Annotated in this window: 11 protein-coding genes and 1 pseudogene; 10 read left to right on the top strand and 2 right to left on the bottom strand. The window is 67.3% G+C overall.

From position 1 onward, the window contains the following. Positions 1-4 precede the first annotated feature (4 nt). From ACQ3DC_RS09890 to ACQ3DC_RS09845, 10 genes and pseudogenes are all read left to right on the top strand, one after another. On the top strand, positions 5-1,291 hold the full coding sequence (locus tag ACQ3DC_RS09890) for an ABC transporter substrate-binding protein (protein WP_323056424.1): 1,287 nt from the start codon (positions 5-7) through the stop codon (positions 1,289-1,291). Continuing rightward, positions 1,288-2,250 (top strand): carbohydrate ABC transporter permease, encoded by a 963-nt coding sequence (locus ACQ3DC_RS09885; protein ID WP_430752115.1) that lies wholly within the window; start codon positions 1,288-1,290, stop codon positions 2,248-2,250. The genes ACQ3DC_RS09890 and ACQ3DC_RS09885 overlap by 4 nt, the downstream gene beginning before the upstream one ends. Before the next feature lie 4 nt (positions 2,251-2,254). Beyond that, positions 2,255-3,070 (top strand): carbohydrate ABC transporter permease, encoded by an 816-nt coding sequence (locus tag ACQ3DC_RS09880; RefSeq protein WP_157238958.1) that lies wholly within the window; start codon positions 2,255-2,257, stop codon positions 3,068-3,070. 80 nt (positions 3,071-3,150) lie between these two features. Continuing rightward, positions 3,151-4,587: an NAD-dependent succinate-semialdehyde dehydrogenase gene (locus ACQ3DC_RS09875; protein WP_430752114.1), complete on the top strand. Its 1,437-nt coding sequence runs from the start codon at positions 3,151-3,153 to the stop codon at positions 4,585-4,587. Beyond that, complete coding sequence (locus tag ACQ3DC_RS09870; protein WP_430752113.1) at positions 4,588-5,331, top strand: sulfite exporter TauE/SafE family protein; 744 nt, start codon at positions 4,588-4,590, stop codon at positions 5,329-5,331. A gap of 44 nt (positions 5,332-5,375) precedes the next feature. After that, positions 5,376-6,650 (top strand): AGE family epimerase/isomerase, encoded by a 1,275-nt coding sequence (locus ACQ3DC_RS09865; RefSeq protein ID WP_321215477.1) that lies wholly within the window; start codon positions 5,376-5,378, stop codon positions 6,648-6,650. Positions 6,651-6,900: 250 nt separating this feature from the next. Continuing rightward, on the top strand, positions 6,901-8,175 hold the full coding sequence (locus tag ACQ3DC_RS09860; protein WP_430752112.1) for an MFS transporter: 1,275 nt from the start codon (positions 6,901-6,903) through the stop codon (positions 8,173-8,175). A gap of 208 nt (positions 8,176-8,383) precedes the next feature. After that, on the top strand, positions 8,384-9,466 hold the full coding sequence (locus tag ACQ3DC_RS09855; protein WP_430752111.1) for a glycerophosphodiester phosphodiesterase family protein: 1,083 nt from the start codon (positions 8,384-8,386) through the stop codon (positions 9,464-9,466). Positions 9,467-9,621: 155 nt separating this feature from the next. Further along, positions 9,622-10,835, top strand: a pseudogene (locus tag ACQ3DC_RS09850) (mechanosensitive ion channel family protein). 46 nt (positions 10,836-10,881) lie between these two features. After that, entirely contained in the window at positions 10,882-11,634 is a 753-nt protein-coding gene (locus ACQ3DC_RS09845) for an ArsR/SmtB family transcription factor (protein WP_323056430.1), read from the top strand. A gap of 14 nt (positions 11,635-11,648) precedes the next feature. Here ACQ3DC_RS09845 and ACQ3DC_RS09840 read toward each other — a convergent pair whose 3' ends face one another. Both ACQ3DC_RS09840 and ACQ3DC_RS09835 read right to left on the bottom strand, forming a co-directional pair. Continuing rightward, positions 11,649-13,019 carry an MFS transporter gene (locus ACQ3DC_RS09840; RefSeq protein WP_430752110.1) on the bottom strand — a complete coding sequence of 457 codons (1,371 nt, stop codon included), beginning with the start codon at positions 13,017-13,019 and terminating at the stop codon, positions 11,649-11,651. A 45-nt stretch (positions 13,020-13,064) separates the two neighbouring features. Continuing rightward, positions 13,065-13,988, bottom strand: coding sequence for a serine hydrolase (locus tag ACQ3DC_RS09835; RefSeq protein ID WP_430752109.1), 924 nt, complete (start codon positions 13,986-13,988; stop codon positions 13,065-13,067). Between the last annotated feature and the right edge of the window lie 30 nt (positions 13,989-14,018).

The following is a 14,018-nucleotide window of genomic DNA, read 5'->3' as shown; positions in this document are numbered from 1 at the left end:
TATTGTGAGTCAGATTTCACGCAGGCAGGCCATCGCTGTTCTCGGAGCCCTGGGCTTCGGCGCCACGGCGGCAGCATGTGCCGGGCCCGGCGGTTCCACCGCACCCGGCGGCGCCACCGGCCCTGCCGCGCCCTCCACCGGAGCCGTCACCGGCAAGGTGTCCTTCGCCCACTGGCGCGGCGAGGACAAGGCGGTGTTCGACGAACTGATCAAGCGCTTCGCTGCCATGCACGAGGGCGTAGAGGTTGCCCAGGACATTTCCACGTCCAACGACTACAACGCCCAGGCCCTGCAGAAACTCCGCGGCGGCTCCATCGGTGACGCCTTTGCCACCTTCCGCGGCGCCCAGTTCAAGAACTTCACCGACGCCGGCATCTACACGGACCTGAAGGGCAGCAAGGCTGTCTCCAACTACCAGGAAGGCCTGCTCTCCGCCGGCAAGTCCGGGGAGAGCCAGCTGGGCCTGCCCTACCAGGTGGTGTTCCCCATGCCCATGGCCAACGTTGACCTGTTCGACAAGGCCGGCGCCGAGCTTGCCCCGAAGGACTGGGATTCCTTCCTGGCCATGTGCGACAAACTGGCCGCGGCCGGCGTCATTCCCATCTCCTGGCCGGGCGGCGATGTTGGAAACGGCGGCCAGCTGTTCAACAACATGATCGCCAACAACGCCCCCGTGGACGACATGTGCGCCCAGATCGAGCAGGGCAAGCTGAAGGTCACTGACGACTGGTTCATCAAGATGCTCAACCAGTACAAGGACCTGGTCCCCTACCTGCAGCCCAACGCCACGGGCACCGCCGTGGAGCCGGCCCAGAACCTGTTCTCGCAGGGGAAGGCCGCCATGCTGGCCACCGGCTCCTACCACATCGCCGCCGTCCGCGGCCTGGGCGCCCAGTTCCCCATCGAGCTGGTGTTCCCCAACACCTCGGACGGCAACAGCAAGTACGAGGGCGTCTACAACGCCACGTTCATCCTGGGCGTGAACTCTGCGAGCAAGAACCAGGCCGCGGCGGCCGCGTGGATCGATTTCCTCTCCGAGCCGGAGAACGCCGGCTACTACGCCAACAAGACCGCCCAGCACGTGTCCGTGAACAATGTGGACTACACCAACCCGGACCTTAAGCGGCTGAGCCCGTGGCTGGACAAGAAGACGGCGCTGGCGGCGCGTTTCCAGTTCCAGAACCTCGACGTCCGCAACGCCGTGGAAGCCAGCGCCACCGCCGTCATCTCCGGCACCAGCCCGGAGCAGGCAGCGGAGGCCGCCCAGAAGATTGTTGATGAACGGCTATGAGCATCCATCCCGGGACGGCGCCCACACGGAAGGCGCCGGACAAACACACCGAAACTGACGCCTCGAAGAAGCGCCGCCGCTCGCCCACGCGGGTGAATCCGGCACTGTACCTGTTCCCGCTTCCCGCGGTGGCCGTCATCGCCTTCTTCCTGGTGATGCCAACGCTGCAGGCCTTCCAGTACGCCATCACGGACTGGAACGGCTTCTCGGCAGCGTTCAACTACGTGGGCCTGGACAACTTCATCCGGGCTTTCACCAAGGACTCGCTGTTCACCAACGCGCTGTCGAACAACCTCAAGTTCGTGCTGCTGGTGGTGATCGCGCAGACGCTGTTCTCGCTGATCCTGGCGCTGCTGCTGACGAAGAACTCCCGGGGAAGCGTCCTGCTCCGCGCGCTGTTCTTCTTCCCCACCATCCTGTCCTCGGTCTCGGTGGCCTTCATCTGGAAGTTCATCTACGACCCCAACTTCGGCCTGGCCAACTCGGTCCTGGGCGGCGTGGGCCTGGAATCACTCCAGAGCTCCTACCTCGGCAACGACGCCCAGGCCCTGTACTGGGTGGCCGTGACGCAGGTGTGGTTCCACGCCGGGCAGATGATGGTGGTGTACATCGCCGGCCTGCAGGCCATCCCGCGGGAACTTTACGAGGCGGCCGAGATGGACGGTGCCAACAAGTGGCAGCAGTTCAAGTCCATCACCTGGCCGTTCGTGGCACCGGCAACATCCATTGTGGTGGCCTACACCACGGTGCAGTCGTTCAAGGCCTTCGACCTGATCCTCGGCATCGCGGGCAATCCGCCCAAGCAGTCCCTGGACATCCTCTCCACGCGCATCTACAGCACCTTTGCCAACTCGGAGTTCGGCTACGCTGCTGCCCAGTCGATCATCTTCATGGCGATGATCGCCCTGGTCACCTGGCTGCAGCGCCGCCTGCTCCGCCTCACCCCGAAGGGGGAATGACAGCATGCTCGCGTCAATAACCCGCCGCGGAATCCTCGCGATCTACGCGGTCATCATCATCGTTCCGCTGACCGTGGTGGGGTTCGGCAGCTTCAAGTCCACCCAGGAACTGTTCGCCGGGCCGTTCAGCCTGCCGCAGTCCCTCTCCCCCGCCAACTACGCGGAAGTGATCGGCGGCCAGGATCTCGGGTCTTCGTTCTGGAACAGCGTGATTGTCACCGCCATCTCCGTTCCGCTCACCCTGTTCCTTGCCAGCCTGGCCGGCTACGCCGTCTCCCGGCTCCGCGGCTTCATGTCCTGGGCCATCTTCGGCTTCCTTGTCCTGGGCATGGCCATCCCCGCCCAGGCGAACATGGTGCCGCTGTACGTGCTGTTCGGGCGGCTGGGTCTCCTGGACAGCCTGGCCGGCCTGGTGGTGGCGAACCTGGTGTCCACCCTGCCCATTGCCGTCTTCATCCTGGGCGGGTTCATGCGGACCCTGCCCAAGGAACTCTATGAGGCTTCCTCGATCGACGGCACGGGCCCCTGGCGGACCTACGTCTCAATCGCCCTGCCGCTGTCCGCCCCGTCCATCGCCGCGGCCGCCATCTTCCTGTTCGTGATCCACTGGAACGAACTGCTGTACCCGCTGCTGTTCATCCAGTCCCCCGGCAACCGCACCCTGCCGCTGGCACTGCTCAGCTTCCAGGGCGAGTTCCAGACCAACTACCCGCTGCTGTTCGCCGGCGTCATCATGGCCTCGCTTCCCGTGGTGGTGGCCTACGTCTTCCTGCAGCGCTACTTCGTGGCCGGCATCACCGCAGGCGCCAGCAAGGGATGAGCGTCACGACGACGGCGGCCAGCCGCACCCGCCCCGCCGCACTGGACAGACCCCTTCCAGCCCAATGAAAGGCATCATTCGTGAACCTCAAGTCAGCCCAACACCTCATCAACGGCACCTGGCACACCGCCGGAACCGCCAAGGACGTGACTGACCCCGGCAACGGCAGCACCGTGGGCGAGGTGGCCTGGGGCACCGGCAAGGATGCCACCAAGGCCGCCGACGCCGCGGCGGAGGCTTTCAGTTCCTGGTCGCGCACCACCGTCCGGAACCGGGCGGACCTGCTCCGCAACGCCGCCGACCTCCTGGCCGAACGCCGCGACGAACTTGCCCACACCCTGGCGCTTGAAGCGGGCAAACGGCTCCCTGAAGCGCAGGGCGAAGTGGACTTCTCCGTGGAATACTTCCGCTGGTTCGCCGAGGAAGCGCGCCGCGCCACCGGCACCGTGAGCCCGCCCGAACTGCAGGGCCGCCGCCACCTGAGCCTCCGCAAACCCATCGGCGTGGCCCTCAGCCTCACGCCCTGGAACTTCCCGGTCTCCATCCAGGCCCGGAAGCTCGCCGCGATGCTGGCTGCCGGCTGCACCGTGGTGGGCAGGGTGTCCGAAAAGGCACCGCTGGCCGCCACCGGGCTGTTCGAAGTCCTGCACGACGCCGGGTTCCCCGCCGGCGTGGTCAACCTGGTCCACGGCCCCTCCCGCGAGGTCACCGCTGCACTCATGTCCCACCCCGCGGTCAGGGCCGTCAGCTTCACCGGCTCCACGGGCGTGGGCCGGCAGATCATGGCCTCCGCATCGGAACGGGTGGTCCGGCCGCTGCTGGAGCTGGGCGGCAACGCGCCCTTCATAGTCTTCGAGGACGCCGACCTGGATGCCGCCGTCGAGGGTGCCGTCCTGGGCCGGCTCCGCAACACCGGGCAGTCCTGCGTGGCCGCCAACCGGTTCCTTGTCCAGGAGAGCATCGCCGAGGAGTTCGCCGCCAGGCTGGCCGCGCGCTTTGACGCGATGAGCATCGGCCACGGCGTTCCCGACGGCGGCCAGGTTCCCGACCTCGGTCCCATGATCGACGCCGACCGGGTCACCGCGGTCCAGGCCCTGATCGACGATGCCCTGGAGCGCGGCGCCCGACGCGTCACCCAACGCACCGATGTTCCCGGCCAGGGCTCCTTCCTGGCACCCACCCTGCTGGCGGACGTCCCGGACGACGCACCCCTGGTGACGGAGGAAGTGTTCGGCCCGGCAGCCGGCGTCGTAACCTTCTCCTCGGAGGAGGAAGCCATCAGGAAAGCCAACGCCACGGAAATGGGCCTGGCCGCCTACGTCTGGAGCAGCAGCCCCAGGCGCGGCTGGGACATTCCGGAGCAGCTCGAGGCGGGCATCGTGGGCGTGAACGATCCACTCCCGTCCGTGGCCTTCGCGCCCATGGGCGGCGCCAAGCAGTCAGGGCTGGGCCGGGAAGGATCAAGCCTGGGCCTGGAGGAATTCGAGGAGGTCCAGTACGTGGCCTGGAGGCCCTAGGTGCTGACCACCGGGCTGGTGCTGGGCGCCGTGGTGATGGGAGCCGGGATGCAGCGCATCACCGGAATGGGCTTCGCCCTGGTGGCTGCACCCTTCCTGGTCCTGCTCCTGGGCCCGGTGGAAGGCGTGGTGCTCGTGAACATGTGCGGTGCCGTGACCGCGGGGGCCATCATCTTCCGCGTGGTGCGGGACATTGACTGGAAACGGTACGTTCTGCTCACGGCCTCGGCCCTGCTCGGGATCATCCCCGCGGCCTTCCTGATCCGCCTCGTTCCACCGGCGGTGCTGGAGATCGGCATTGGGGTGATCCTCGCCGTCGGACTGACTGTCCTGCTGGCCCTCAAGTCCGTCACCCTTCCGGCACGGCGGCGCTACCTCTTCACGGCCGGCGGCCTGAGCGGGTTCATGAACACAGCCGCCGGCGTGGGTGGACCGGCGGTCAGCATGTACTCCATCGCCACCCGGTGGCAGCACAAGTCCTTCGCAGCCACCATGCAGCCGTACTTCTTCACCATTGGGACGTTCTCGCTGATCTCCAAGGCACTGACCGCGCCGGCCACATTTCCCGTGCTTCCGTGGGGCATGTGGGTGGCCGTGGGCGTGGCCTGCCTGGGTGGGCTGGTGCTGGGCGACATCGCTTCGAAGTATGTCCCCGCCCGCGCCGCGCAGATACTCCTGATCATCCTGGCCTACCTGGGGGCGGCCGCCACCATCATCCGGGGCGTCCTCGACGCCGTCGGGTAACCCCAACAACTTCGCTTGCACCCGTAACAGAGAGAGGAAACAACATGACGTGGCTGAACAGTGCCGCCCACGCACGCTGGCTCGAGGCGGAAACCGACCGGCTGATCAATTTCGCCGCGGCCTCAAAGGTCCCGACAGGATTCGGCTGGCTCGACAACTACGGCAAGGTGTTCGCCGACAAGCCGACCCACCTCTGGATTACCGCCCGGATGGTCCACAGTTTTTCCGTCGCCGCCCTCATGGGACGGCCGGGTGCCGCAACACTCGTGGACCACGGGATCGCGGCACTCAACGGGGCCCTGCACGATGATGAGTTCGGCGGCTGGTACGCCGAGGTCAACGAAAACGGACCGGTAAACGATACGAAGTCCGGCTACCAGCATTCGTTCGTGCTCCTCGCCGCTGCCAGTGCCGTCGCCGCAGGGCGGCCCGGTGCGCGCGAACTGCTCGACGAGGCGCTCCGGATCGCCGACACGAAATTCTGGGACCACCAGGCCAACATGTGCTTCGACTCGTGGAACCGGGAATTCACCGAAACCGAGGCATACCGGGGCGGAAACGCCAGCATGCATTCGGTCGAGGCCTACCTGATCGTCGCTGACGTGACCGGGGAGAACCGCTGGCTTGAGCGGGCCCTGCACATCGCCGAGGTGCTCATCCACAAGTTCGCGCGCAACAACAATTACCGGGTGTTCGAACACTTCGACCCGGAGTGGAACCCCATGCCGGAGTACAACACCGATGACCGGGCCAGCCAGTTCCGCGCCTACGGCGGAACGCCGGGCCACTGGGTTGAGTGGGCGCGCCTGCTCCTCCACCTCCGCGCCGGACTCGAAGCCCGCGGCCTGGACGTTCCGGCCTGGCTCCTGGAAGACGCCCGGGGCCTGTTCGACGCAGCCATCCGTGACGCATGGGAGCCGGACGGCCACCCGGGATTTGTTTACACCGTGGACTGGGAGGGCAAGCCCGTTGTCACCACCCGCATCCGGTGGGTGCCGGCAGAGGCAATCGGGGGCGCGGCCGCCCTCTACATCGCCACGGGCGAGAAGAAGTATGCGGACTGGTACGAGCGGATCTGGGACCACGCCCGCGACTGGTTCATCGACTACGAGCACGGGTCCTGGAAGCAGGAGCTCGACGAGAACGGCAATGTCACCTCCACCGTATGGTCCGGCAAGGCGGACATCTATCACCTGTGGCACTGCCTGGTGGTCCCGCGCCTTCCGCTGGCACCCGGTCTGGCTCCGGCAGTTGCGGCGGGCCTGCTGGACGCACGCATCACCGGGACCAGCCAGGACAAGGACCCTGCAGGCCGCTGATTCCTGCGGATGCAGGTGCAGGCCCCCTGCACCTGCCAGGGCGGCAGGTCCGTCCGGCCGGGGTCCCGCACGGACACCGACTTCGGCACCCGGTAGTCGGCTCCGGCGGAAAGCGGATTGCGTCCGGGGACACGCTCCGACGCGCCGGAAACGGCATGGAGCAGGGGCCGCGATCCTGTAAATTTAAGGGAGGAACTGCCCGGCCAGCGAGCCGCGTTCCACCCCTCCCCCTTGAATGGATCCTTTCCCCATGTCCTCCGCCATTCCCGCGCCGGAACCTGCCCGTTTCCCGTACGCCGCGATGGTGGTTTTGGCCACCATCGCCTTCACCGCCATCACCACCGAGCTCCTGCCGTCCGGGCTGCTGCCGCAGATCAGCAGCGGCCTGAACGTGTCCGAGCCGGTTGCGGGCTACCTGGCCGCGGCCTATGCCGCCGTCATTGTGGTCACGGTGGTCCCGGCTGCCCGGCTGCTGGGGAAGATTCCCCGCCATGCGCTGCTGGTGGGGCTTGTCCTGACGTTCGCGCTCAGCAACGCGATGGTGGGACTCGCGCCGGACTTCACCGCCGCGATGATCGCCCGGCTGGTGGGGGGCCTGGCGCACGGCCTGCTCTGGACCACCATGGCCCCGTTCGTCACCAGGGTGGTTCCGGCGGACAAGGTGGGCAAGGCCCTGGCCATTGTCTTCAGCGGCAACAGCCTGGGCCTGGCCATCGGCGCGCCCGTGGGCACGGCGCTGGGCGGGTTCCTCGGCTGGCGCTCGGCGTTCCTGGTGCTGGCAGGGTTCGGGCTGGTCCTGACGGTGCTGGCGTTCTTCCTGCTGCCGCGGGTCCAGCGTATTTCCGACGCCGTCCGTCCCTCACTGCGCAAGGCAATCGCCCAGCCCGGAGTAAGGCCGGTGGCCATCGCCTGGCCGCTGCTGGTCCTGGCCCACTTCGCGCTGTTCACCTACATCGCACCGTTCATCCGCGAGGCCGGCTTCCCCGATTACGCCATCAGCCTCTCCCTCACCGTCCTGGGCGGCTCCGGGCTGCTGGGAATCTGGGTCGCGGGCCTCACCGTGGATTCCCGGCCCCGGCGTTCCCTGCTCATGACGACGGCGGTGATCGCCCTTTCCATGTTCTTCCTCCCTCTCGCGGTGGGCAACTTCCCCGTGGCCCTGGTCCTCATGACGGTCTGGGGTGCGGGACTCGGCGCGATAGGCATTTACAACCAGTCCGCCATCCTGCGGGCCGGGGGCGAGTTCCAGGAAGCCGCGAACGGCCTCACTGTGCTGACCATCCAGCTGGGCATCACGGTGGGCGCCCTGTACGGCTCGGCGGCACTGGTGGTGGGCGGACCGCTGCTGGTTCCCGTCGCCGCGGCGCTGCCGGTGGTGGCGGCGTGGATCATCGCCCTTGCAGGGAAGACGCACGCGTATCCGCCCGGACCGCGGGAGCGGGTGTGGCTGGAGCCCCGCCCCGTCCGTTCGGAGGAGGTTCCCGTGGCGGAAACCAGTGCACCGTCGTCGCGCCCCCGTCCCTAACCCCCATCGATTGCTCCGTACCGGCCGTTTTCACCGCTCATAACGACATTTGCGGAGCAATCGATGGCGGGTGGACCCAGCGCGCCGGCCCGGCGTCCCGCGTTAACCTCCCCTCCAACTCCCCGCACCCGAACCGCAACCTGCCCCTCCTAGCGTTGACGGGTCACCGGCGAAAACGCCGGCCCCGTCATCCAGGAGGAACCATCACATGCGCAAAGTCCTGACGTCCGCGGCAGCCGCCGCCCTCATCGCCGCCGCGTTCGCTTCGGCAGGTCCCGCCGCCGCCGCCCCGGACACCGACGCCGGCACGCCGTCGTCGAACGCTGCCGGAGCGGCGCAGGCAACAACGGCCCCGAAGGTAAACGAACGCAACGGCTCCTTCGACCTGCAGTCCCACCGCGGCGGCCGCGGCGAATGGACCGAGGAGTCCCTGGCCGCGTTCACGAATTCCCTGGCGCTGGGCGTGACCACCCTCGAGCTGGACACGCACCTCACCGAGGACGGCAACGTGATCGTCTGGCACGACGACACCATCCAGGCCACCAAATGCATCGACACCGCGCCGTCCACCGCCGGCGACCCCGAATTCCCCTACGTGGGCGACCGCGTGGCCGAACTGTCCCTGGCCCAGGTCAAGACGCTGAACTGCGGCTACGCGCAGCTGGCCGGCTACCCGGAGCAGGATGTGGTGGAGGGCAACCGGATCGCCGAGCTCAAGGACGTCTACCAGCTGGTGCGTGACGCGGGCGCCGAGAAGGTCCGCTTGAACGTGGAGACCAAGGTGGAGGGCAGCCAGATCGGCGGCGCCGGCATGGAATCCCTCACGCGCGCCGTGGTGGCCGAAATCCAGGCGTCCGGCATGGCGGACCGCACCACCCTGCAGTCCTTTGACTGGTCTTCCCTCAACCTCACCCGGGAAATCGCGCCCGAGCTCACGCTGGTGGCGCTCTCCAGCGGAGACGCCTGGATGGGTGTGGGCCAGCCCGGCGCCAGCCCCAACCTGGGCGGCATCGACATCGACGACTACGACGGCTCCCTTGCCAAGGCGGCAGCCGCCCAGGGGTATGACGTCATTTCCCCCGCGTTCCGCTCCGTCACTCCTGAGATGATCGCCGAAGCCCACGGGCTGGGCCTGCCCGTGATCCCCTGGACCGTGAACACTACCGCGGACATGGAACGCCTGATGGACCAGGGTGTGGACGGCATCATCACCGACTACCCCACCCGCCTGCGCACCCTCATGGAGGAGCGCGGCCTGAAGCTGCCCAAGGCCTACTCGCTGCAGGGCTGATTTCCGGACAATGCCCGACGGCGGCTGCCGGACATCCGCACAGGAGTCCGGCAGCCGCCGTCGTGCCTTTGCACCACGCCGGGGCGGAGGCGGATTTCGGCCCCGGGCCCGACGTTGGTAGAGGTTAAAGGATGCAAGACCTACTCAATCCCGCCATGCCCTTCATTGCCGTCACCCTGGCAGTGGCCGCAGGCCTGGTCCTGTCCTGGCTGCTGCGCAAGCTCGTCCTGCGCCTCAACCGCAAGCGTCCGGAACTGCAGGCCACGTCCCGGGTTGCCCGCCAGCCGCTGCGCCTGGCACTGTGCCTGATCGGCGTCCGCACCGCGCTGGGACTCACGGCAGCCGGCGAAAGCTGGCACGGCGCCGTCGACCACCTGCTGCTGATATCCCTCATCGGCTCCCTCGCCTGGCTGGCCGTGGCCGTACTGCTGATCATCGAGGCGGTGGTCCTGGGCCGGTACAGCGTGGACGTTGCGGACAACCGGCGCGCGCGCGGCGGCTCCGGACGCAGATGATCCTGGCCCGGCGGATCGGTGTTGCGCTGGTGGTGGTGCTTGCCGCCGGTTCGGTGATGCTCACGTTCCCGGCCATCCAGGCCCTCGGCGCCGGGCTGCTGGCCTCCGCCGGGGTCATCTCGATCGTCGCCGGCCTCGCAGCGCAGACTTCCCTGGTGAACGTCTTCGCCGGCATGCAGCTGGCCTTCACGGACGCCATCCGCGTGGACGACGTTGTGGTGGTGCAGAAGGAGTGGGGCCGGATCGAGGAAATCACCCTCACCTACGTGGTGGTCCACATCTGGGACGACCGCCGCCTGATCCTCCCGTCCACCTACTTCACCACCACGCCGTTCGAGAACTGGACCCGGCGCCAGTCCGAGGTGATGGGCACCGTGGAGTTCGACCTCGACTGGCGCGCCCCCGTGGAGGACATGCGCGCCGAGCTGCGGTCCGTCCTCGCCGGCACGGACCTGTGGGACGAGCGCGTGGGCATCCTGCAGATCACCGACGCCACCGGCGGGTTCGTCCGGGTGCGCATCCTGGTCAGCGCCGCGGACAGCGCCGCGCTCTTCGACCTGCGCTGCCTCATCCGCGAGGCCATGGTCGCCTTCCTGCAGCAGGGCCATCCGGAAGCGCTCCCCCAGCAGCGCTGGACCGAGGCAGCGTCCGACGGCGGCACCTCCGCCCGCCGCCGGCAGCCATTGCGGGGGCTGGGTACGTCCAGCCGGGACGGCGCCCGGACGGCCGCGGATCCGCACGAATCACAGCTGTTCACCGGTTCGATCGAGGCCGTGCAGCGCTCGCGTGCCTTCACCGGCCCTGGCGAGGATGTCTTCCAGGACCGGGACCAGACCCTGGCCGCACGGAACTAGGAAAGGCCCTTGATATGTGACCAAATGGTCACATATCATTGTTCCCATGGATGCCGTGTTTAAGGCACTCGCAGACCCCACCCGGCGGGAGCTCCTTGACGAGCTGTTCCGCGAGGACGGGCAGACCCTCGGCGCCCTCGAAAGACGCTTCGACATGAGCCGGTTCGGGATCGCCAAGCACCTCAGGATCCTGGAGGAAGCCGGACTGGTGGTTGCCCGCCGTCGGGGGCGTGAAAAGCTGCATTTCCTGAACCCGGTGCCCATCCGGCTCCTCCACGACCGCTGGGTGAGCAAATATGCAGAACCATGGGCCGCTGGCCTCAGCGACCTCAAATCCAGATTGGAAAGTCCCATGGAAAAAATCTTCGAAATCTACATCAAGACCACGCCGGAACGGCTCTGGGAAGCCATCACCAACAGCGAGATCCGCAGCAAGTACCAGTTCGGGAACACCATCGAAACGGACTGGACCCCTGGCGGCAGCTTCACGATGAACAACGTCAAGGCGGGTGCTCCGCTGGGTGAGGGCGAGAACCTGGAGGTGGACCCGCCCCGCCGGCTGGTCCAGACCATGCGTGCCCTCTGGGGTGAGGACGTCAAGGCCGAGGGAACCTCGAAGATCACGTGGGACATCGAGCAGGTGGGCGATTCCTGCCGCCTGACCGTCACCCACAGCGACCTCCGCGAAGGCGCCAACGAGCAGCTCTACGGCGGCTGGCCGATGATCCTCTCCGGCCTGAAGACCTGGCTGGAGACCGGCGAGAAGCTGACCACGCCGGGCTCGCTCATGTACACCTAGGACGGCCGCCCCAACTAGGTGCGGGGTGCGGGGCGCTGCCGCCACAGCAGGCTCACGCCGAACGTCACCGCGCACAGGACCAGCATCGCGAGGACCATCCGGGCCCAGCTTTCCTGATCCACGCCGCCGCCCGCGAAGACGCCGATCATCACCGTGGCGGTGATGGCGCCCACATACCGGCAGGTCTGGTAGATGCCCGCCGCAACGCCGCGCTCCTGCGGCCCGATGGAAACGAACATGCCCTGGTTGGTGGCGATGCCCACCGTTCCGTACGGGACGCCCATCAGGGCAGTCAGCACCACCACCAGCGGAATCACCAGCGTGCCGGTCAGCAGCCACATCAGCGCGGCCGCCACGGTGAGGATGACGACGCCGGCAATCAGCACCCGCCGCACGCCGAACCTTCCCATCGCCCGGACCGCCCAGGGCGTGGCCAGGACGGACAGGCCCGCCAGCGGCAGCATCAGGAGGCCCACAACGCCGGGATCGTAGCCGCCGGCTTCCTGCAGGAGCTGGGGAAGCCCGAAAAAGACAAAGTAGTACACGCTGCTGAACACCGCGAAGGCCAGGTAGATGAGCATCAGGGGTTTGTTGCGTCCCAGCAGCCTCAGGTCAAGGAAGGGGCGGTCGAAGCGCAGCTCGCGCCAGGCGAACAGTGCGGCGATGACCGTTCCGGCGGCCAGCATCCACCAGCGGTAGGCAGGAAAGACGTTCAGTGCCGCCATCATCACCAGCAGCAGCGCGGCCACGAATCCCAGGATCCCGGGGATGTCCGAGTCGCGCAGCAGCTGCGCGACGCTGCCGCGCTCCCGGGCCTTGTCGCTGGGTGCTGCCTGGCGGACGATCAACAGTGCAGCCAGCGCCAGCGGGACGTTGAGCAGGAACAGGGCTTCCCAGCCAACGAGGCTGACCAGCAGTCCACCAACGACTGGGCCCACCGCAGCGGCCGAGGTGTTCACCATCTGAAGCCGGCCAAGAGGACGCGCCGGCTCCACATTGGCCCGGTGCGCAATGGCCCCCACCATCACCACAGCGCTGGGGAACGCGGTGGCCGTACCGAGCGCCATCACCGCACGGGCCACGCAGAGCAGGGCGAAGTTCGGGGCAAACGGCGCCAGCGCACACGTCACCGCGACCAAGGCCATGCCGAGCATGAACATGCGCCGCGGGCCGAACCGGTCCGCCAGCCTGCCCATCACGGGCTGGCCTGCCGCGGACGCGAGGTAGAAGGACGTGACCACCCAGGTGACGGCGGCGACGTCGAGCCCGAAGTCCGCGCGGAGCACCACCAGGGCAACGGCGATCATGGAGGAGTTGAGGGGGTTCAGTGCCGTGCCCAGGCTGAGGCCGGCGACGGCCAGGGCAGTCCGGGGTTTGTTGCTCACGGAAACAGTCTGGCGCACATGGTGCCGGCGGCGCGAGTTGATGGACTATCCGCCCTGGTTCCCGGCCTGCACCGGGGGGAACAAAGCTTCCTCAACCAGTCCGGTCAGTTCGCGGATGGTGTCGGCCTGTCCGGCAGCTTCCCCTCCTTCCGCATTCTCGGTGTAGATCACCAGCGCAAAGGATGAGCCGCGGTAATCCAGGACCGCGGCATCGTGCAGGTGCCGGTCGAACTCCCCGTACTTGTGGAACACCTCGATTCCGGCCTGGGAGCCGGCGGGGATCAGGTCCTCGTTGTTCGTGTCCTGCATATAGCCGAGCAGTTCCGCCGTATTTTCCGCGTTCAGCAGGTCCCCGGCGTAAAGCTGTTTGAGGACACTGGCCATCGCGGCAGGAGTCAGGAGGTTTTCCTCGGGATCGTAAGTAACCCCGATCGAGGCGGCGTAGGCGATCAGCTCCGGGTAGCCCACGGCATTCATCAGGAGCAGCCAGGAATCGTTGTTGCTTTGGTTCACCATCGCTTCAAGCTGGAACGCCGCGTCGTAGTCCCCCAGGGGGTCGTCGAGGCGCGCCTCGCCCTTTTCCACCAAGCGGTAGTAGGCCGCTGCCGTGATGATCTTCGCCGTGCTCGCCGCGTTGAAGGCCTCCTGGTCCCCGAAGGTCAGGGCTGCACCACCGGAAACGTCCGCCAGGGCCACCCCGATCCGGTAGCCGGCCTTTTCCGTCAGGAGTGAGTCGATGCGGTCCTGCAGGGAATCCGGGGCGGCGGCAACAGGCTCCGCGGGCGCGGCCGCCGGGACCGATCCCTCCAACCCGTCAAGCGGCACCGAACGCTGGACGGCCAGGACAAAGGTGGCGGCAATCACGAGCGCCACGGCACAAAACAGCACCGCAAGCCTTCGCCTTCCCGCCCCGCGGCGGCTCGGACGGGAGTCCGGAACGGACGAAAACTTCTTCTGGTCCACCGACATAGGGGCTCCTGTCTCCTTCAACAACCCGGT

It is taken from the genome of Paenarthrobacter sp. NEAU-H11, assembly GCF_050573415.1.
GTDB lineage: Bacteria > Actinomycetota > Actinomycetes > Actinomycetales > Micrococcaceae > Arthrobacter.
The sequence above is the reverse complement of the archived record's forward strand: the minus strand, read 5'-3'. Positions and strand labels throughout refer to the sequence as shown.